General features: G+C 43.0%; 11 protein-coding genes. 3 read left to right on the top strand and 8 right to left on the bottom strand.

Annotated elements, in window-relative coordinates:
- The first annotated feature begins 20 nt into the window (after positions 1-20).
- Positions 21-2084 carry an NHL repeat-containing protein gene (locus HMPREF1536_RS07745; RefSeq protein WP_044191430.1) on the top strand — a complete coding sequence of 688 codons (2064 nt, stop codon included), beginning with the start codon at positions 21-23 and terminating at the stop codon, positions 2082-2084.
- A gap of 83 nt (positions 2085-2167) precedes the next feature.
- Here the strand turns inward: HMPREF1536_RS07745 and HMPREF1536_RS07740 are convergent, their stop codons facing one another.
- From HMPREF1536_RS07740 to rpsO, 3 genes are all read right to left on the bottom strand, one after another.
- Positions 2168-3823 carry an AMP-binding protein gene (locus HMPREF1536_RS07740; RefSeq protein WP_044191427.1) on the bottom strand — a complete coding sequence of 552 codons (1656 nt, stop codon included), beginning with the start codon at positions 3821-3823 and terminating at the stop codon, positions 2168-2170.
- Between the two features lie 13 nt (positions 3824-3836).
- On the bottom strand, positions 3837-4421 hold the full coding sequence (locus HMPREF1536_RS07735; RefSeq protein WP_028726467.1) for a helix-turn-helix domain-containing protein: 585 nt from the start codon (positions 4419-4421) through the stop codon (positions 3837-3839).
- A gap of 150 nt (positions 4422-4571) precedes the next feature.
- Positions 4572-4841, bottom strand: coding sequence for a 30S ribosomal protein S15 (rpsO, locus tag HMPREF1536_RS07730; RefSeq protein ID WP_028726466.1), 270 nt, complete (start codon positions 4839-4841; stop codon positions 4572-4574).
- 171 nt (positions 4842-5012) lie between these two features.
- Here rpsO and typA point away from each other — a divergent pair, with 171 nt between their 5' ends.
- Positions 5013-6809, top strand: coding sequence for a translational GTPase TypA (gene typA, locus HMPREF1536_RS07725; protein WP_028726465.1), 1797 nt, complete (start codon positions 5013-5015; stop codon positions 6807-6809).
- A gap of 80 nt (positions 6810-6889) precedes the next feature.
- On the opposite strand, the gene HMPREF1536_RS26570 is transcribed toward typA, so the two are convergent.
- From HMPREF1536_RS26570 to HMPREF1536_RS07700, 5 genes are all read right to left on the bottom strand, one after another.
- Positions 6890-10912 (bottom strand): Ig-like domain-containing protein, encoded by a 4023-nt coding sequence (locus HMPREF1536_RS26570; RefSeq protein WP_052349771.1) that lies wholly within the window; start codon positions 10910-10912, stop codon positions 6890-6892.
- A gap of 20 nt (positions 10913-10932) precedes the next feature.
- Positions 10933-14607: a DUF6383 domain-containing protein gene (locus tag HMPREF1536_RS07715; RefSeq protein ID WP_150115607.1), complete on the bottom strand. Its 3675-nt coding sequence runs from the start codon at positions 14605-14607 to the stop codon at positions 10933-10935.
- 606 nt (positions 14608-15213) lie between these two features.
- A complete protein-coding gene (locus HMPREF1536_RS07710) occupies positions 15214-15861 on the bottom strand; it encodes a hypothetical protein (protein WP_028726463.1) in 648 nt (215 codons plus the stop codon).
- 153 nt (positions 15862-16014) lie between these two features.
- The gene (locus tag HMPREF1536_RS07705) at positions 16015-17706 is read right to left on the bottom strand and encodes a hypothetical protein (protein ID WP_028726462.1); all 1692 of its coding nucleotides are present in this window, start codon (positions 17704-17706) and stop codon (positions 16015-16017) included.
- Positions 17707-18010: 304 nt separating this feature from the next.
- Positions 18011-20230 (bottom strand): trypsin-like peptidase domain-containing protein, encoded by a 2220-nt coding sequence (locus HMPREF1536_RS07700; protein ID WP_052349770.1) that lies wholly within the window; start codon positions 20228-20230, stop codon positions 18011-18013.
- Between the two features lie 124 nt (positions 20231-20354).
- On the opposite strand from HMPREF1536_RS07700, the gene HMPREF1536_RS07695 reads away from it, so the two are divergent.
- Positions 20355-21995, top strand: coding sequence for a fumarate hydratase (locus HMPREF1536_RS07695; protein ID WP_028726460.1), 1641 nt, complete (start codon positions 20355-20357; stop codon positions 21993-21995).
- The last annotated feature ends 186 nt before the right edge of the window (positions 21996-22181 follow it).

The raw sequence follows: 22181 nt of genomic DNA, 5'->3' as shown, positions 1-22181 counted from the left end.
ACAAATAGGGTTTTATAGTTATGAGTATCAAATTAAGGGATAATATCACCAGGGTATTGGGGGTGATTATTGGTTTTATTCTCATTTTTGGATGTACGGACAATAATGACAGCGATGGGCCGGCGGAAAGTAAATATGGTCTTATCCGAATGTCAGAAAATGATTATAATTCCGACAATACGGCTTATATTTTGCAGGATGGCGAACCGGATAGTTTACTTTTCAACCGCAACCAACGTAGCTTTCGTGTAAACGCGCCTTTACAAATTTCTGTAACTGAAAACCAGGAATTTCTTTTCCGCTTTTATAGCCCGAGAGGAATCAAAAATGTAATTGTGTGGGCGACCATAGAAGGATATGAAAAGGAATTGCGATTTGCGGAATTTACACATATACATCCTTTTCAAGAATTCCGGATAAAGATACCTTTTATCAATAACGATAAAATCTATTCTACCCGGGAGGGTGAAGAAGTGATTGTATCGGCAACTCCCGAGATCAATGCTAAAGATTTTAAGTTCAGGATCGAGTCTGCCGATCCGGTCTATCAGGGCATGATCAATGTCAAACCTAAATGGAACATCTGGTTCGGTAAATATTCCGGTTCCAACTGGGGGAGCTTTGGTCCGCATCTTGCTCGTGAAGCGGTAGCCTTGTCCCTGAATATGGCGGCAATGTTCTCCACTTCTTTGTTTGAACAGGAGTTAGATAAATGGAAGGGAAAACTGATTAATAATGGAAACATTGTTGACATCAACACTTTGAAGAAACAAATTACTAATCATTCAGGGTTTTGTTTCGGACGTGTCGTAAATGTGGTAGGACTGGGAGGAGGAAATACCTACGGATTAGGTGAATATGTTTATCTAACCCATTATGCCGACGATGCAAACGGGAGTGACACTCCCTATCACGAAATGGCACATTGTCTCGGCTACGGACACAGTGGTAATATGACTTATTATCCGGCGGAAGGGGGATTCCCGACCGTTTGTATGAAAGTGTATTCGCAACTATCCAGGGAAAAGAAATTGCCGGTTTATTCACGTCGTTTCTTGCATACGAGGCGAAACAAGAACTTGATAGAGAATAAAAATATCTATACCGCTTCGGCCTATATCATTGAAGATCCGGAGCTGGATGCCATAGATGGCGGACTTAGTATTCCTTTTACAGAAACAGACAAAGCCGGCAATGAGGGTTCTCCGCTTTCCTTTACCATTTCTGTACTGGATGTTCCCGGAGCCACCGTTGAAACGTTTCAACCTAAAGCCGCTCACTTGTATCAAAATACACTCTATGTGGCCAACAGTGCTCCCGGCAATTACAGTCTCGAAATCTTTGACGTTTCTTCCGGTATCCGCCATATACGGAGTATTCGGAAATGGACAGATAACAATACAGAAGAGACTTTTGCCGGAGAACCTACTGGTGTAACCCGTTCTTTCAATAAGATATACGTGACAAATGCAGGAAGTCGAACGGATGTGTTCGATGCTTCCACATATGAATTTATAACATGTATCGGAACCGGGGCTTGGGGAGAAGGTGCTTATCAGACTGTGCATGCTTTTGATGTGGCAGCCAGTCAAGGTAGCATCCTGATTCGGGATAAACGTAAACTGGTCGTCGTTTTGGAAAACGACGTACAATCCGGGACGGCACGACGGATTCCTATTTACAGTCGAAGTGTCAATCTAAAAGAAGCTGCCGGAACATATGGAATTGCTGTTAACGAAGAGGGCCTCATATATGTAACTGCCCAAAACACGAAAGAAATTCATATTTTCGATCCGAAAAACATACGGGAAGGTAATAGTGGCTTCATGTATAACAGCGTATCTCTCGGTTTCGAAAATGCGCCGCAATCATTGGCTTTTATTGATAATCGATTATTTGTAACTTTACGTATCAATAGTAAACAGTCTGAACTATGGGAAATAGATCCGTCTAATGGTAAGTTGCTGCAAAACTATACTGCTTCTTTTACCAATCCTGAAAAAATAATGGTTTCCCGCCGAACTTTGCTTGTGGTAGATCGTGGAACTCAAAGTATTAAAGCGATTCCTATAACTGATTTATAGCAAATTATTCCGCGTCGGTATATTGAATAAAAATAGCCGTTGGGCAATGCCAACGGCTATTTTATAAGTAAAAGCCATCTGTTTTATACCGGAGTGATACCTTGTTCGGCCAGCAATTTGAGGCTGAGGTCTTTCAATTTGAACTTCTGTATCTTTCCGCTACCCGTCATCGGGAAGGTATCGACAAAGAAGATATATTTCGGTATCTTATGACGGGCAATCTTTCCACGGCAGAAATCCTTTACCACATCGTCAGTCATCGTAACGCCTTCATGCAGAATGATAAACGCACCGACTTCTTCTCCATATTTCTTGGACGGGACGGCGGCCACTTGGACGTCTTTTACGCCTTCCAGGTGATAAAGGAATTCTTCTATCTCACGCGGGTAGACATTTTCGCCTCCACGGATGATCATATCCTTGATACGGCCGGTGATGCGGTAGTAACCGTTTTCGTCTTTTATACCGAGGTCGCCGCTATGCAGGAAGCCTTCTTTATCGATCACCTCGGCAGTCGCGGCAGGATTGTTATAGTAACCTTTCATGTTGTTGTAACCACGGTTACACATTTCCCCCTGTACGCCAACCGGACATTCCTCGCCTGTTTCAGGATCGATGACACGTACTTCCGTAAATTCAAAGTCGCGGCCAACCGTATTGTGACGTGCTTCTGCCGGATCATCGATACGGGAATGAGTCATACCGGGCGATGTTTCCGTCAGGCCATATACACTGGTTACCTTCATATACATTTTCTCTTCTACCTGACGCATCAGTTCTACCGGGCACAGTGAACCGGCCATGATACCGGTACGGAGCGAAGTCAGGTCGAACATCGGGAACATCGGGTGGTTGAGTTCGGCAATAAACATGGTCGGAACGCCGTAAAGTGCCGTACATCTTTCTTTGTGGATGGACGCCAGCACCACCAGCGGATCGAACTTTTCGACCATCACCTGTGTGCAACCATGTGTCAGTACGTTCATGGAAGCCAATACCACGCCGAAGCAGTGGAAGAGGGGAACGCAGCAACAAAGCTTGTCTTCGGTAGTGAACTTCATATGCTCACCAGTCAGCAGACCGTTGTTGGCTATATTATAGTGCGTCAGCATGACACCTTTCGGGAAACCTGTCGTACCGGAAGTATATTGCATGTTGACAACATCGTGGCAGGTAACGAGCTTCTTGGCATCTTCCAGTTTGTCGTCGCTGATGTTTTCTCCCAGCAATAACAGTTCCGGCGTGTTATACATACCGCGATATTTCTCCTGGCCGATATAAACCACATTCTTCAGTTTCGGGAAACGTTTGCTCTTCAGGTAGCCGCGCTGTGATTCTTTCAGCTCGGGAAGCATAGCATACATCATGTCGATATAGCTGCCATCGAAGACACCGTCGGTGATACACATCGTATGAATATCGGCGTTCTCTACCAGGAATTCCAGTTCATTCTGTTTGTAGTTCGTATTCACTGTGACGGCAACAGCCCCAATCTTGGCAGTTGCATAAAGGAAAGTCAGCCAGTCGGGGACATTGGTTGCCCAGATACCGACATGTGTGCCATGCTCGATTCCGATAGACAGCATTCCTTTAGCCATCCGGTCTACACGGTTGTTGAATTCTTTCCAGGTGAAACGCAGGTCGCGATCCGAGTAAACCAGATATTCTTTATCCGGGATGGTTTCGGCCCAGTGCTCCAACCATTGACCCAGTGTTTTGTCTTGCAATTGTATTTCCATATCCTTCTTTCAATTAATATGGGGTATAAACGACTCCGAGTATCTTAGCTGTACTTTCAGCAGCCGCATGTACATGGTGGGCAACGATCGAGTCGTAATAAATGCTATCGCCTTCTTCCAATATATATGTGTTCTTCCCGTAGTTTATTTCGAGAATACCTTCAAGCACATATATAAACTCTTCTCCTTCATGGGTAGAAAGAACAAAGTCGACACCCTCTTCCGACGGAGCCACATCGATCAGGAACGGCTCCATATGGCGGCCTGACTTATCCTGCGACAGAGAGTGATACTCCATATGTTTGCGGTTCTCCATCGAATTGTTGGTGAAACCGATGCTGTTAGAGTCGTTGCTGTCTTTCTTACGGCAGATTACCGGGCCGAGTTCAGACTGGTCGTCGAGGAATGTACCCAGACGGACTCCCAGTACCCGTGCTATTTTGATGAGTGGTGCGAGCGAAGGAAAATCTACATTACTTTCGATGCGTTCGATCTGTTCTACACTCAGGCCGGAACGTTCGGCCACTTCTTCGATGGAAAGTTGTTTAGAATCACGGATACTTTTAATCTTGGCTCCGATAATTTTGTTGTTTCCCATAAGTATGATTTTATTAGTATATCTTTTAATTTGTAACTAAACGCCGCAAATTTACATTAATATTTTATTTTACCATGTAATTTACTGAAAGAAAAAAAGGACAACCCAATAAAGAGTTGTCCTTTTACGAACTTCCGGAGAAGCTGTTTCTTATTTTCTGATACCAAGCTCTTTGATGATAGCACGGTATCTTGTGATATCAACTTTGATCAGATAATCCAGTAAACGACGACGTTTACCTACTAACATTTTCAGAGCTCTTTCAGTGCTGTAATCCTTGTGATTAGCTTTCAAGTGTTCTGTTAAGTGAGAAATACGAACTGTGAACAGAGCGATCTGGCTTTCTGCAGAACCTGTGTCTGTTGCTGATTTGCCGTACTTTTCGAATAATTCTTTTTTCTTTGCTGAATCTAATTGCATGATTCTTTTTACTTTAATAAATTGATACTATATTATCTAAGCGGCGACAAAGATATGCATAACTTTTTTGTTTGACAACTGTTTTCAGTATCTTTTTTATATTTTGCAACATGAAAATCACATACATATCGTAAAATTGTCGTACTTTTGCAGCCAATAAATTAGTCTTCGATGCAAAAACTCAGAAACATCGCGATTATCGCGCACGTAGACCACGGCAAAACGACGCTTGTGGATAAGATGTTATTAGCCGGTAAGCTTTTCCGTGAAGGACAGGCAGAGCCGGATCAGTTTATGGACAACAATGACTTGGAACGTGAACGAGGAATTACGATCCTGGCCAAGAATGTCTCTATTAATTATAAGGATTATAAAATCAATATTATTGATACTCCGGGGCATGCCGATTTCGGAGGTGAAGTTGAACGTGTATTAAACATGGCTGATGGCTGTCTGCTGTTGGTCGATGCGTTTGAAGGCCCGATGCCTCAGACCCGTTTCGTGTTGCAGAAAGCAATTCAACTGGGGCTGAAGCCGATTGTTGTTATTAATAAGGTAGACAAACCGAACTGCCGTCCGTCGGAAGTGCAGGAAATGGTTTTCGAACTCATGTTCAGTCTGGATGCAACGGAAGAACAGTTGGACTTTCCGACAATCTATGGTTCAGCTAAACAGGGTTGGATGTCGACCGACTGGAAGGAACCGAAGGAAGACATTCTGGCGTTGCTGGATGCCATTATCGAATATATTCCGGAGCCGAAAGTGTTGGAAGGTACTCCCCAGATGTTGATTACTTCGCTCGACTTCTCTAAATATGTGGGACGTATCGCTGTGGGACGTGTTCACCGTGGAGAGTTGAAGGAAGGTCAGGATGTTATGCTGTGTAAGCGTGACGGAACGATGGTGAAATCAAAAATAAAAGAAGTCGATGTGTTTGAAGGTTTGGGACGTACCAAAGTATCTTCAGTCCAGTCGGGTGATATTTGTGCTGTTATCGGAATCGAAGGGTTTGAGATCGGTGAAACAATTGCTGATGTAAATGAACCGGAAGCATTGCCGACGATCGCGATCGATGAGCCGACCATGTCTATGCTCTTTACCATCAACAACTCTCCGTTCTTTGGAAAAGACGGTAAGTTCGTGACATCACGCCATATCTTTGAGCGTCTGCAGAAAGAGTTGGATAAGAACCTGGCATTGCGTGTGGTTCCTACCGATTCGGCCGACTCCTGGTTGGTATATGGCCGTGGCGTACTTCACTTGTCTGTGTTGATCGAAACAATGCGTCGTGAAGGATACGAATTGCAGGTTGGTCAGCCGCAGGTAATCATTAAAGAAATTGACGGAGTAAAATGCGAACCGGTTGAACAGCTGACTATCAATCTCCCGGAAGAGTCTTCCAGCCGTATCATCGATATGGTAACGAAGCGTAAAGGCGAGATGACAATGATGGAAAGCAAGAACGACCGTATGCATCTTGAATTCAATATACCTTCACGTGGTATTATCGGTTTGAACAATGCCGTTCTGACTGCTTCTGCCGGTGAAGCGATCATGGCGCACCGTTTCCTCGAATATCAACCGTGGAAAGGGGAGATCGAACGTCGTAGCAACGGCTCGATCATTGCTATGGAAGGTGGTACGGCATTTGCTTATGCGTTGAACAACCTTCAGTCGCGCGGCCGTTTCTTCATCTCTCCGCAGGAAGATGTTTATGCCGGTCAGGTGGTTGGTGAACACACTAAGGAAGGTGATCTGGTAGTAAACGTAACGAAGTCGAAGAAACTGACCAATATGCGTGCTTCAGGTTCTGATGATAAAGTATCATTGGCTCCTCCTATCGTATTCAGTCTGGAAGATGCTTTGGAGTATATCAAAGGAGATGAATATGTAGAGATCACACCGAACTATATGCGTATGCGTAAGATCATCCTGGATGAAACGGAGCGTAAGCGTCAGGGTAGATAATAAGAAGTAATATACTATAATAGAAAACGGATGGCTCTGTAAAGAACCATCCGTTTTTGTTTCTAAGAATCGTAAACTGCTTACTTTACGATCACTTTGGTTGTCGTTGTTTTACCGGATGCCGACAGGCGTACGATGTAGATGCCGCTACCGGCCGGGATCTGTTCGGATGCGCTGATGGTATCGTTATAAACAATTTGTCCGTTCATTCTGATAATCATTGCATTCATCGTTGTTGCCGGTTCGATGCGGATCGCTCCCCTTAGTCCGTATATACGGCTTTCGGAAAGGATTTCTTCGATACCTGTTGCAGTGCTATTTACCGTTACTTCGCACAGGGCGGTGTAACCGCCGTCTTCAGTTGTGGCGATGATTGTAGCATTGCCGCCTTTTATTGCTTTCACTGTCCCGTCTGAAGTAACCGTTGCCACTTTGGGATCGGTACTGATCCATTTAACAGACTTATTGGTTGCATCTGTCGGAGTGATCGTGGGTATCAGTTGATACGTTTTTCCGGTTTGCAACTCCAGTGTTGTTTTATCGAGCGTGATACCGGTGACTGCTGTTTCTTTATCACCCGGTTTTTCCGGCTCTTCCGGTTTTCCCGGATCGACTGTGCCCGATTTGAAAGTGATAGTCAGTGTGAAGTCGTTAGCTGGGGCTGTACATGTCCAGAAAAGTACTTTGTCGTTGGCATCTTTATTTACAGAATGATCTACTCCCATGACGCTTTCTATTTCACCTTTTACCGGGGTGATGGTCAACTGCATTCCTTGTTGTATCAAGTCACCGCTTTTTACTTCAACGCCGCTTGCATTCGTTATCAGTGCTTCCCCATTGGCATTTCCAGCTTTTTGGATGGTTACTGTATGGGTTTGTACATCCAACAGGCTGACATAAACTTTTAAACCGTTAAGAGTTGAAGCGTCATAATTCGTATTTGTAGTAGTGAATGAAACTGATTGTTCTCCGGCTGCATTTACCGTAGCATTCTCACTTGCCCACTTAAAGGAACCGGCTATTGGTTGTCCGTTTAAACTAACCGAACCTCCTGTAAGTGTCGAAGTGGAAAGGGCGGCTCCTGTCAAAACGCCATTTGCGGTAGGTAAGACGATCGTCGTTTTATCACCCGTAGTGAGCTTCGCTTGCTCAATCTTTAATGTACCTACTTTTGTCGCAGTCGCAGCTGTATGCGTCTCACTTTCTTTACAAGATGCATAAATATCATATGAAGCAACATTAACCGGGGCAGCCTGATTTTCATCTTGTTTATAAGTGAATATCCACTCATCGGCAGCTACTGATGCAGGGAGAGTTAGTTGGGTAGCAGTAACGTTGACTGGCATACTGGTATAAGCTGTCTCAATGCTTTGGGAGGAAGAATTGATCTTGACCTCTTCTTTTTTCACAAAAGCTTGTGAAGCATTAATTGTCATGTCCTTGTCTTCGATTGTAAATGTGTGATCCGCACCCAAAGACTTACTATCAACTGTAACTTTGCTCCAATCGATCCTATAACCCGGATTTGCTTTTAAGGTAACCGTAAGCTTCAAACCTACCATTAACTTCTGGCCGCTGGTTACATCTGCATCCTGATTTTTGAGGCCGACAACTCCGTTTTCAGAGCCATTGATTGTTATAGTTTTAGTTTCTGCTTTATTCTTCATCTCGGTTGTCTGTGGAGCCTTAACAGTAACCGGTGATATGTTCGGATCTTCCGGATAGAAAGTGATCGTTTCAAAAGTTACTTCTCCACTTGTCTTTGTTAACAATAAAGACTTTCTTTCCGTTACACCTCCTTTTCTCCATACACCTTTTACTGTTGTAGTGTTGGCTACTTCTTTCCCCGTTGCCTGATTATTTATTTCTTCTGCTGCCGGAATATCCAGAATACCCGGCAGAGCCTTTTCAATGATCAGGGTACGTGTTTCGTTTACAGCTTTATATATATCATCTGCAGGACGAGTAATAACAACGGTATATGTATTGGCTGCAATTGGATCTGTGTAATTCGAATTGCCGGAAGCTCTGTACTTGATGTTGAAGTTACCCAGATTATTAGCTGTTTCGACAGCGTATTCCTGTATATTCGAGTTGTAGGTAACGGTGGTTACTTCCGGATTCAGTATTTTCAGATCGACCAACTGACGTATATCGACGGTAATGGTTGTCGGCCCTTCTACTATTATTTCACTACCGTTGGCTACCGGTTTGTTATTGACTAACAGTGAAATGATCTTGTAGTTGTCGGCATTCTTTTCTTTGGCCGATACCTGCAATTTACTTTTGTAGGCATATTTACTGCCGGAAGAGGCTACACCACTGACAGTAATATCTGCTAGCCCCAACCCATCGGTAGATACCAGATATTCTTCCGGTTCGAAGGTGGCGACTACTGCCATATCATCGTTTACGGTAGCCAGGCCGGTTTTTGTAATATCCGTACCGCCTGCCCGTAATTCTTTCAAACGATAACCTTTATTCGGAACGGCGATGATATTAACCGTACTCCCTTTTACAACCGAAGAGTTCGGGGTGACAATATCATTCCCTTGTTTCATTACAACCGTACCATTTTCCATTGAAGAAACGCTGATCATATATTGATCAGGAACGATCTCTTTAAACGTGGCTGCGATTGTATAAGATCCTTCTTTCTCTCCACCTACAACGAAGCTGGTTGCATCTGTTTCCGGATCGGTGCCGTTAGCATTCTCTTTTTTATAGGTATATCCGCATTTCACAACTTCCTTACTCTCATTCGGTTTTGCTGTAAGCGTCAGGGTGGTTCCGACTTCGATGTCAATACCTGTTGTGTTTAGAGATAAAGCTGTTGTCCCGTTTCTGACTTCTACCGTACCATCAGTCATAGTTGCTAATTTGACTTTGCGGGTCGCTTTGGCAAACTCTGCGGTGATAACTGTTCCATCCTCCACAGTACTGAATTCTTTTGTTACGGCTGTTTCTGAATCGGCACTTTCTGCATTAGAAGGTATTACCCATTTTACAAACTTATATCCAGCATCCGGAGTGGCTGTTGCTTTTATATCTGCAAAAGCGTCCGTTGTTCCTACATATTTATTATCGGCAGTTGCTTTATCAATTGTAACCGTACCGCCAACCGTCTGCTTAACCGTCACGGTGGCTACTTTCTTGGCCGCGACACTGATCGCTGAAACTTTTACGGCATTGTAGATAGCTGAAGAGTCAGGTGTGAAGGTTGCTGCATAATTATTGGTACCGCCTTTCAGAGCCAGATTCGGATTATCCCATGACCAGGTGCCTGCTATCACATGGTCTGCCTTACCATCAACCGTAACTTTACCACCTGTAAAGGTAACAGTAGAAAGCGGCTGGCCTTGCAAAGCTCCGGTGCTAACCGTTGGATTGGTTGCTACACTCAATGTTATTTTCTCATTGATGACCAGAGGAACTACCATATCCACTCCTTTATGATTGAAAGTTTCGTCTGTTTTTAGCTTTATATAATATGTACCGGCGTTATTAATCTTATCAAGGGTGGTGCTAGTCGTACATGCCTTGTCCGAATAATAGGTCGGTGTCAAAGTTAAATCTGCAATATCGGTGGTAACCGTGACAGCGGTTGCGCCGCTGGTGGTATTCACCGTTTGTTCCGTGCCACTGATTGTCACTTTCACTTCCGGTTTATCCACCCATTTCAGCACGATGTCAGTCTTTTCTTTGAGTTCTCCTAATGCAAAAGAGTAGGTGTTGCGTCCTTTATCGGTACCGGTCGTCTGAAATGCACCGTTAGCCGCTGATAACTTATCCGTGTTATTCACCGTAAAACTTTCCAGCATTTTCTGTGCTTCAGCCACCATGATGATCTTTGCGTCCGTGTTGTATGTGACTTTCTGATCCAACGTGGATGGCTTCTGGGGGGTGCTATGAAACAAAAGCGTTTCATACTTATCGTCACTTGTTGTCTTTTTCGCTCTCAGGGTATCTGAACCTCCTCCGTTATTCGTAACATTCAGGGTAACCTTGAATGTGGGAACTTCCGGAGCTGCTTTTGTCTGGGCATATATCGTCGGAGCCACTGCAAGGAGGGCCAGAGATATAAGGTATTTTATCTTTTTCATATTCTCTATTGTTTAAATTGTTACTTAACTATTACTTTCTGTCTGTTTACAACATAGATACCGGCTGGTACGGCAATCTGATAATCGCCGGATACACGGTCGTTGAAATAAACATGTCCTACTATATCGACCACCGTTACCAGTACCGGAGCAGCCGTATGAACTGTAATTGTTCCTTTGCCTGTCTGAACATAATAGCCGGCAACCGGTGTGATTTCGTTACCGGTCGGTGTTTCATCGACACGCAGCGAACGCAGTGTTGAGGTTGTCTGTTTGTCAGCCAGTACAAAGCTCTGGAAGGCTTTGATTGTCGGGTTGTCTTTGCGCTCGAAGGTAGTGCCGTCCGAACTCAATATATAAGCTGTTTGCGTCAGCTGGATATCGTAGGTGTTGGGATTTGCTACCATTTTAAAGTGCTCCGTTCCGCTTTTCATTACAAGATTGGCTGCTTCCGGTATTACCGGAGCCTCCGGTTCTGCTTTAGATGCCAACGAGATAGAACCGCTTGAAGTAACAACGATCTTACTGTTTGCATTGGCGGCTATGATACAGGTGGCAGCGGGTCTTGTATTTTGGGAGCTTACCTCGAATATTGGGGCAGTGGCTTTGATATTGGCTGTCCAGATACCATCATTCTCTTTGGCAACGGTTTGGATATCCTTTGTACCTTCAACGTCTTTAACCGTACCGATTGTGTATGGGAAACCGAAAGCTTTCCAGCTCTTTGCTACGTTATAAGTCAACTGTACTGCTCTGGCTGTTACGTTGGCACTGGTTTTCAGCTGTGCCGTTTCTGCCATGAAGACGGTATCCAAAGCCATATCGACGTTGATCGTCAGCGTTGCATTGTCGGCAATTTCAACCGAACGGTTGGCGTTGTTGGCATTGTTCCAGGTGGTGCTGGTCGGAACTTTTACCCGGTTATCGCCGACAGCAACTGTGCTAAACTTAGTAGCTGTTTGCTTTAGATAGAAAACGGGCTTGTCGGAAATTGAATTAGCAAATTCCTTTGCTGCCGTTTCCCCTGTTACTAAATAGCCGTCTTTACAATGGAAAACTATATTGTCGGGGATAGTATATGCTTCCCATGTCTTTGCAGTATTTGGTTTTTGAAAAAAGTTGTCTTTAGCAGCATTTAATGAACGCAGCGTTTTGTCTACTGTTGTATCTGTTGCCATAATCATATCTCCAGCGTGCGCTATTGGTTCATGATAATACACTGTATCATACAATTCTCCAAAGTCAATAGTCGCAAGAATAGTTGCTGATGCATTTCTGAAAGCACCTTCTGGCTTATTTATTATGATACAATCTTTATCATCCTGATCTTTTAATTGTATCTGGTTACCTTCAATGATAATAGTGTTGTTATCTTCTGCTAAATCCTGACCATAGCTTACCAGGGTTGGATTAGTTTGACTTTTTAAAGTTCTGATAATACTTCGGCCTTTTATCGTTATCGTGTTATTCTGGGCATATTTGTCTTTCCCATCTGACTTATATGGATTGCTATTAAACAGAATAGGAGTCATTGATGCGGTTTGCTTTGCCCTAAACTCGTTTCCTATGTACGAATCTTCGATCGTAACTTTATTGTTTGAAGCCTGCAATATGAGTGCGCCAAAACTATCGGACGGGCCGTTGTTTTTCGTGATACCAGTTAATGTACTTCCTCCTAAAACATTAATGATCATATTTTCAGATCCAAACGAATAGATAGCTCCATATCCTGAAAGAAGAGATTTATTCTTTACCGTTATAGTTTGATTACCTGCATATTTTGCATAAATGCAATAATGGTTATTCAGTAATATGGTTGTATTATCTAAAGTGACAGGTGTTTTCTCATGGAAGATATATACTCCATACTGGCAACTTCCTTCTTCAGTGTTTCCATTTACTTTTACATTAGTAAGAGAGATATCTTTCATGATGCCATCCACTAGAATGCAACTTTGGCAATTAGCGTTTAGATTAACAACAGAATTTTTTAATGCTAAACGACCTGTTGCATTTGGTGCTGTATAAAACACATGCTGATGTTGTTTGGCTGGTAACATCGTATTGTACGCTCCATATCCTGCAGTCTGATTATTAAACAGGCAATTCTCAACCAGTAGATTTACATTTCCTTTTATTCCAATCAAAGGCTTACAAGAATCCGTGCCACTTACCTTTTGTGGTGCATAATCGAACTTGATCCCTTTGATAGCAATACGGGTGGTATCGGTTGCGGAGTCATCGGGCGAAAGAGTGATTGCACCTTTAAGTATAGTCTTTGTCGTGTCTGTTCCCGATAGGGTTAAATTCTTGTTTACAGTAAAAAGCGTATTGCTAAAATCATACTCTGCTTCTGCCAATTGGATGGAACATTTGCGCGGACCGGCATTTAAGGCGGTAACAGCCGCATTGAAATCGCCACTTGTTTCAATTTCCATGTTTACAGAGTCGGTCGCTACTGTAAATTTACTCAAATCTTTAATGGCGGCAGGGACAAAGAAGTTTCGGTACTCATTGTTTTTATCTGCGTATAATACGGAAGATGGCTTTTTATTGTCTACGCCATAAGTGATCGAACCTTTCCAGCCGTCAGCCAAAACTATTTTGTTGTTTTCGCCTATATGCTCCTCTCCATCCTTGTCTGTCGCTTTTGTTTCTGAGTATGCCAATACCGGATTGGAAACATCCCCCCGATCCATGTATAAAGAAGATGTACCTTTCAATGTCACTGTGTTGCCGGTTACATTCCGTACATAACTACTGGTAGTAGAATATCTGATTTGAAAAGAAATGACTGCCTGTCCTTGTGTCGACTCAGCCGTATGCAGGGCTGCAACATAAGTGTCTTCTAATTGTATCTTGCCATTTTGTGTACTTTCCAATATTAAGGTTGCGAAGCCATTACTGGGGGCATTGGTCTCCCAATTCATAGTGAATTTATCACCATAACTATTGGTTCCATACAAATACGAATCTGTTATAGTGATATCCGGTTGTCCCAAAGAAGCATAAATGGCGCACCAACCTTCCAGTTTAGAACTTTTGACTTTGATTTCATTAGTAGCTTGTCCTCTTACCCACATTGCATAATGTTTAGGAGCATTAATATGTGAATCTTCAATATTTACACTATACTTATTAGTTGCTGTTTCCTTGTTTATTTTTAAACCCGAGTCAGGGCTGTACAATGCAACCTCTTTCAACGAAATAGTTCCTCCATCGGCCTTATTCGAATATTCCACTCCAGACACATCTCCCGAAACAGATATACGTAATTGGGATAATACTACCGGCTCGGTGGTAGCAACTGTTATTGGCTTGGTAATGACCGAACCGGCCTCTGTGCTATCCTTTCCTTGGATAGTCAGTTTCTTGTCGATAGTCAGTGCTTCAGCGTATGTTCCGCTTTTAAGAATAATAGAATCACCGCTACTGGCGGCTGTTATAGCAGCTGCTACTGTTTTGTAGGGTTTGTCTTGTGAGCCATCATTGTTAATATTAACACCAGTGTTTGCATCTACATAAATTGTAGTTTGTGCTTGCAGCCAGCTACTGCTGGCTAGTAGTCCGATGCCTAGTGCCAGTAGAAGATGTAAGGTTCGTTTGCCGCCGGAGGGGGTCGGTTGTCCGGTAGCTGCCATGTTGTGGTTCGACGATGGCCTGTCAATCATTTTGTGTAAAGTTACCCTTTTCATATTGAAAACTTATTAGGGTATCCATCAATTCCCAGAATGGATGTTGTAAAAATAAAGAAGGCGTAGGAACTGTTGATATATCTTTTAATGAGGCTCTCGACTGCCCAATGCACTGATATAAACAACAACCCACGCCCTTTATCTTGTTAATCCATACAAATGTACAAATATATACACCTATGAATAGGTATAACAAGGAAAGGCACGTGAGCGTTCTTGTTGTCTATTATCCAGTGCATTTGAAATTGTCGAGATTTCATTAAAAGGATAATATCTTTAAAACGCTTCCGTAATCAATAAAATGTACTGACCGGTAACGCTTTACCGGAGTACGTAGCAAAAGTATGGAGTATCATCGGATAAAACAAGTAAAACCCGGTTATTTTTCACACATCTTCCGAAATTCGGTATTTGTAAAGATTTCAGGCACTGTGCCTTTGTGATCTGTCATGTTAAGCACGGGAACAGGATCTCCTATTGCAGTGGGAGTTTATCCCCATTGCAGTGGGGAACATTCCCCGTTGTTGTGGGGGATAATCCCCGTAGTAGTGGGGAATATTCCCCACATGAATAAAAGAAGTGGGGAATTTTAACTGGTAAAACATTCTACAAGGTCGCCGCATGGTTGTAAACCTGCAACACATCCTCTATTACTTCGAAGTTTATATCATTGTCTTTAATGTATTTCCTTAATACCTCTTTATGTTCCGGATAAGCTTTCAGGAATTGTTTCTCGCTGGAGAAACGATATTGCTTGCCGCCTCGTTCGATGCGGAATATCTTGAATATGCTGGTTAGGATAAGTTTTTCTGTTTCCAGTTTATGTACGGTGGCTCCGGCCTGGAAGGTGGAATAAGACTCTACAGCCGAGGTTTCCGAACGTCCTCCGTATCCAACCTGTTTCCCTTCCCAACGCATCGAACCTTTGTATTGGACGAAAAGAGGTGGATTCATTTGCAGTACTTCCGTGGCTCCGTCTTTGGTAGGCAGGAAGATCCTGTCCCCGATCTTGATCGTTGCGACCATCTCCGGTTCGAGGAATTCTTTTATGTTGTTATTATCGTTTGGGTCAAGAAAGAGGAATTTCTTGATCGGCAGGCTATAGTTCATCGGAACCTGGAATTGACGGCCGTCTTTGTAAAAGACGTATCCATCCTGAAAACCTTTCAACAGAAATTGTGTACTGTCTATCTGAGCAACAAGGCCGGTAGTATGCACGATACAAATCAGGCAAAAGAGTAGAATTCGTTTCATAACTAGTCTATTAAGTGGTTTCTGATCCATTTGTTTCCTGCTGTAAATATAAACTATTTATGGGTCATTCCGATAGGATACAGGTATATTTTAGGACATAAAAAAAGAGGGAACCTTTTGGGCTCCCTCTTTGTATGTAGGTTGTAAACTTACTTACTTAACTAAGCTAGCGAAATCTGCGTTAGTTGCATATTTTGCAAATTCCAGATCGATAGCAGCTTCTTTAGCCATAGCTTTGTCAGCAGCGATAGCAGCTTTCAGGTTGCTGATAACTGCGTTTGCATCGTTTGTACGAGCTGCAACAACAGCCTTCAGGTAAGAAGTAGTAGCGTCAGGGTTAGCAACAGCGTTCAGAGTCTGAGAAGCTTTGCTATAATCCTTAACTAACAACTGAGCCAAAGCAGCGTTGTTTGTCTTAACTGAACCGAAAGAGTTAACAGCCTTAGCATATTCGCCTTGTTCCAGGTAAAGAACACCCAGAGCTTCGCCTAATTCAGCTACACCAGCAGCGTTACCGAACAATTGCTGAGCTTTAGCTTGGTCACCCTTAGTAAGAGCGATAAGACCTAAGTTCATGTTAGCTTCGTTGTTAGCCTTAACAGAGTTAGATTTGTTGAACATCTGTTCAGCCTTAGCCAGGTCACCAGCCTTGAACGCCATCATACCGATGTTGTTCCAAGTACGGTAGCAGTTAGGATACAATTCAGAAGCTTTTGTATAGATAGCCATCTTTTCAGCATCGTTGTTAGTCAGAGTAGCAGCATACAGAATTTCTTCGATGTTCAGTTCTGAAGGATTGCTCTTAGCCAATGCGCTGATTTCGTCGTCAGACTTACCGATGATTTCGATGTTAGCAGTCAAACGAGAACGACGCAACTGAGGTAAGATAGTTTCAGCCAGGTCAGAATAAACAACAGAGATATTTTTGATTTCTTTTTCTCTTGTTTCAGGATCCTGATACATAGAGATAACTCTTAATACGAGGTCTTTGTCCTGCAGGTTAGAAGCAGATACCAATTCTTTGAAACCTTCCCAGTCCTGAGCAGTGTAACGAGCGTCAACCGGAGCGTCAACTTTCATTTTCTTCAACTCTTTGTTCAGATATTTAGAAGTGTTACCTTCACGTCTTTCTGCCAGACCTGTATTCAACTTAACACCACCATCAGGAGATGCATAAGCAGAGATTTCGATTGCTACGTTCTGATTAGGAGCTTCGTCAGCGTTTTTAACCAGTTCTTTCCATTCTTTGATTGCGTCAGAGTTCAACTCTTTAGCACGCAATTCAGCCTGTTGGATAAGGAACATGATGTTTGCATCGTGAGCTTCTTTGATGATGCGCTGGAATTTGTCAGCAGCGATAGCAGCAGTTGCAGTAGCAGCGTCAGCCAGTTCAGAAGTAGCGATTACACCTTCACCGATTTTTACGTCTGGCAATTTAACTGTTTTGTTCTTGATCTTTGCGTCGAAAGTCAAATACAATTCAGATTTTTTCATTTCCGGTTTGTAAGTAAATGCAGACTTCATAGTTACGTTGCCACCTTCTTTCTGTGCAATAACCTGATTGTTGCCTTTTACTTTTTCACCTTGGTAAGTGTAAGATGTTCCCCATGCTTCACCACCTGCGTAACGAAGAACCGGAGTTACTGTTACAACAGCTTTTTTGTTGAACCATTTTGCAGGGAATGTTGCGTTGATAGTTACCGGAACTTTGCCTCCGATAGCCTCTAGCGGCTGCGGCTCAGCTTTGATATACTCTTCAGCTAGCGGTTTCAACTTGTTAGAACAAGAAGAAAGGGTTAAAATTGCTGCCATTACGAAGAATGACAATAAAAACTTTTTGTTCATAATTTGATGTAAGTTTAAAATGTTACTATGTTTATATATTCACTTTCAATTGTCCCTTAGCCATCAAAGTGCAAAACTAAAGCATTTTTTTGTTATGAATAGCAAAGATACAATAAAATCTTTCTAATTAATACTTATTAATGAATCGGCAACCTCTTTTTGGCTGAAATGGATGCAAATAGTAGTATTTATGGCCTTTCTTAAGGCGACTACTCCGATGTAATTAGGTTAATTTTTTGTATTTGCTTTGTCTTTGATCATACAACAATCTGGTATTTCCGACTCACTTATTGTGTATTTTTGATTAAAATAATATCTTTTGCGTGAAACTTTCATTATTGTAAGTAACCTGTATCAGATAGATCCCTGCTGTGGCAGAGGGTGTTGTCACTGTATTTTGCCCGGCGTAGACCGTGCCGCCCTGCAATGTTTTTCCATCTGCCGTGAATAAAGTATACCGGGCTTGCCGGATATCTTCCGGTAGCAGGACATGAACTGTTCCGGGATTTGCCCCCATAAAGATACGGATAGGATTACTTTTTTCGATCGAAGCATTGGCTGATGCCGTGTTATACTGAATGACCGGATCCACAAACAAGGATGTGCTCATCGGTGATGCCGGGTGAGCGGTTGCCTCTATCCATTGCCCTTTATAATTGATCCATGTGGTGTTCTTGGTGGTTTCTCCTTTCGGAAGGTTGAATGCCGAGAAGGAAACATTCTCTGTAGAAGACTTGATTCTGTATCCGACAAAGAAAGTTCCGGACACCGCTACCGGTTCGGAAAATGTAATAAATGATTCCTGATCGCGGTTCAATGGCTTGGAGACGCTTTCGAAGTCTTCTTTCTCAAACGTTGTGAATTTCGGTTGGAATGATTCGGAATGTAAAAGCCTTTCCGGTTTGTCGGAGCCACTGTATACGGTTATTTCTATGTCGATGTTTTTAGAGTCGCTGATAGCCGGATTGACTATATAAGTGCCGAAAATAGTGGCATCGCCAGTCGTTTTGTAAATCTCTGCAAACTCGGTCATGCCTAATGAGTTGTTTCCGAAAGCCGGCCCTGTTCCGGGTGAGGGGAGGGCTGTCGTTTCTATCGTGCTTGTTTTACCGCTTTCACTAATGTTACTCAGGCGGATAGCGGGTGTGGTACTATAAGGGTCGAGGCCATTACAGGTGAGTTCTTTGTTTCGGTTGGCAGGGTCGAGCCATGCTTTTAATTGTTTGTCGGCATCAGAGGAAAAATCCCAGCTTTTGGCTAATGCGAAATAGTAATCGTCGTATGGCTGTGAACAACTTGCTCCTCCTCCGGAAAGTCCTCCGATTATCTGATTGTTGTTGTCGAATAAGGCAGAACCAGAAGAGCCGTCCTGTGTACTTCCTTCTGCCCATTCCTTGACATGCCAGTGTCCATTCTTCTCAAAAAAAGAAAAAGAAGTTAATACAACACTTTCTGCTTTTGCAAATCTTTTTACGGATGCCTTTGGATGATGTATACTGATATAAGGCGCAGTTCCCTGATTCTTTGCATTCCATCCGGCATAATAAGGCTGATAGTAAACTGGTGGAGTTTCTATTAGTTCTAGTAATGCCATATCTGTATTTTCATTGGTCGCCCTGAAAAGGGTTGATGCCATTGACATTTCTTCTGTGCCTCTCATAACGGGGTCACAAAGCGGACTTTCATAATTGAAAAAGGTAACGATATTGCCTGCTACTTGTTCATAGTCAGGTTGAATCTGAAATCGATTGTTCAGGCAATGGGAGGCTGTCAGAATATAAGGTTTACCGTCATTTTCCGTATTATTAATTAATGTACCCGTACAAGCTGTTTCTCCATTGATAACGATCAGAATGATGCTTCGCCCGATCTCGTCATATTTATCTGTTTCCTCTTGCAGGTAGACCAATGGTTTCATGCACCATAAAAAAGGATCTTCTCCTTTGGGCTCATATCTTTTAAATCCCCGATAATCATGGTTCACTTCGCCAACCTTCAACTTGCCGTGAAACGGAGCATTTGCAGGTTCCTGGTATTCGATGATCAATTCGTCTCCCTTCACCGGTGCAACAGGCAATAATCCCAGTTCCGAATTATTAAGCTGGTTGAATGAACCCAATATATGTGTCTGATCAGGATTATAAAGGAAAAGCCGGGCACCTTCCGGCACTTCATATTCCGAGAATAATACATTAATAGAGTAAGCCCCGGCTGAGCGTATACCCAGACGCCATACCCGGGTACCATCCGCCAGTGTAAAGCGAGTACCCGAATTTTCCGGTGTAAAGTCCGTCATAAACTTATAGGCAAAGTGATAACCACTGCGCAAATCACTTTCATTTAGGGAGTCGATACGTAGTTGCTCTTTTATATCAAAGGATGGCATTTCTTTGAATATGCTACCGGAGCGGGTGTTGATTTCCGTCATCGGAAGTGGTTTGCCTCCGTGACTTATCTGTGCTGTCAAATGGTTGGTTATGAGCAGACACAATGTGAAAAATATGGTAAGCTTTTTCATATTCATGCAAATATATGTTTTTCTTTTCAAAACCTCTCCCGTATTTCGTGATTTTTATCTAAGTTTGCCATGCGAAAACGGATCATTCTTGAATTATAAAACCAATATTACATAATTAAATAATAAAGATATGGCAACACCTCCTTTCAAGTATCAGGAACCGTTCCCACTGGGACCGGATACTACAGAGTATTATCTGCTTACAAAAGATTATGTGTCGGTATCCGAATTTGAAGGACAACCGATGCTGAAAATTGCAAAAGAAGGACTAACGGCAATGGCTAACGCTGCTTTCCGTGATGTGGCTTTTATGCTTCGTCCCGAACATAACGAACAGGTTGCTAAGATCCTGAGTGATCCGGAAGCCAGCGACAACGACAAATTTGTTGCCCTGACTTTCCTTCGTAATGCCGAAGTTTCAGCCAAAGGCCAGCTTCCTTTCTGTCAGGATACAGGTACAGCAATCATCCACGGTGAAAAAGGCCAGCATGTCTGGACAGGTTATTGCGATGAAGAAGCGTTGTCGTTGGGTGTTTACAAAACATATACAGAAGAAAACCTGCGTTATTCTCAGAATGCTCCGTTGAATATGTATGACGAGGTAAATACAAAATGTAATTTGCCTGCACAGATTGACCTGGAAGCAACTGAAGGTATGGAATATAAATTCCTTTGTGTAGCAAAAGGCGGTGGTTCTGCCAACAAGACTTATTTGTTCCAGGAAACAAAAGCGATCCTGAATCCGACAACTCTGGTTCCTTTCCTGGTTGAAAAGATGAAGACATTAGGAACGGCTGCTTGCCCTCCTTATCATATTGCATTCGTTATCGGCGGTACTTCAGCAGAAAAGAACCTGCTGACTGTTAAGCTGGCTTCTACTCATTATTATGACAATTTGCCTACAAGCGGCAACGAAGGCGGACGTGCTTTCCGTGATATCGAACTTGAAAAGCAAGTATTGGAAGCTGCTCACAACATTGGTCTGGGTGCTCAGTTCGGTGGTAAATATTATGCACACGACGTACGTATCGTTCGTCTGCCCCGTCACGGTGCTTCTTGTCCGGTGGGTATGGGTGTTTCCTGTTCTGCGGATCGTAATATTAAATGTAAGATCAATAAAGATGGTATCTGGATCGAAAAGATGGATTCCAACCCAGGCCGTCTGATCCCTGCAGAATTGCGTAAAGCCGGTGAAGGTAACGCAGTTAAGATCAATCTGAACCAGCCGATGGCAGATATCCTGAAAGAACTGACCAAATATCCGGTTTCAACCCGCCTTTCTTTGAGCGGTACAATCGTGGTGGGCCGCGACATCGCTCACGCAAAACTGAAAGAACGTATCGATAAGGGCGAAGGTCTGCCTCAGTATATCAAAGATCATCCTATTTATTATGCAGGCCCGGCCAAGACTCCGGCAGGAATGGCTTCCGGTTCGTTTGGCCCGACAACTGCCGGTCGTATGGACTCATATGTCGACCTGTTCCAGGACAACGGCGGTAGCATGATCATGATCGCTAAAGGTAACCGTAGCCAGCAGGTAACAGACGCTTGCCAGAAACATGGTGGTTTCTACCTGGGAAGTATCGGTGGTCCGGCTGCTATCCTTGCACAGGAAAGTATCAAGAAGGTAGAATGTCTGGAATATCCTGAACTGGGAATGGAAGCAATCTGGAAGATCGAAGTAGAAGATTTCCCTGCCTTCATCCTGGTTGACGATAAAGGAAACGATTTCTTCAAACAACTGAAACCGCGTTGCTCTTGCAGTAAATAAAAACAATTAATTATAAGAGGTAAGAAACCTGTTCTCTGTTAAGGGAGCAGGTTTTTTCTTTATTGTATTTTGCTGTCGATGATTATGGGCAAGCTTGTTGATAATTATCGACAGGTTTACCCATAATTGTAAACAGGCTTGCTGATAATTGTGAGCAAGCAGGTTTAATGGAACGAGGTAAAAAAA

The organism is Parabacteroides gordonii MS-1 = DSM 23371 (genome assembly GCF_000969825.1).
Taxonomy (GTDB): domain Bacteria; phylum Bacteroidota; class Bacteroidia; order Bacteroidales; family Tannerellaceae; genus Parabacteroides; species Parabacteroides gordonii.
The sequence above is the reverse complement of the archived record's forward strand: the minus strand, read 5'-3'. Positions and strand labels throughout refer to the sequence as shown.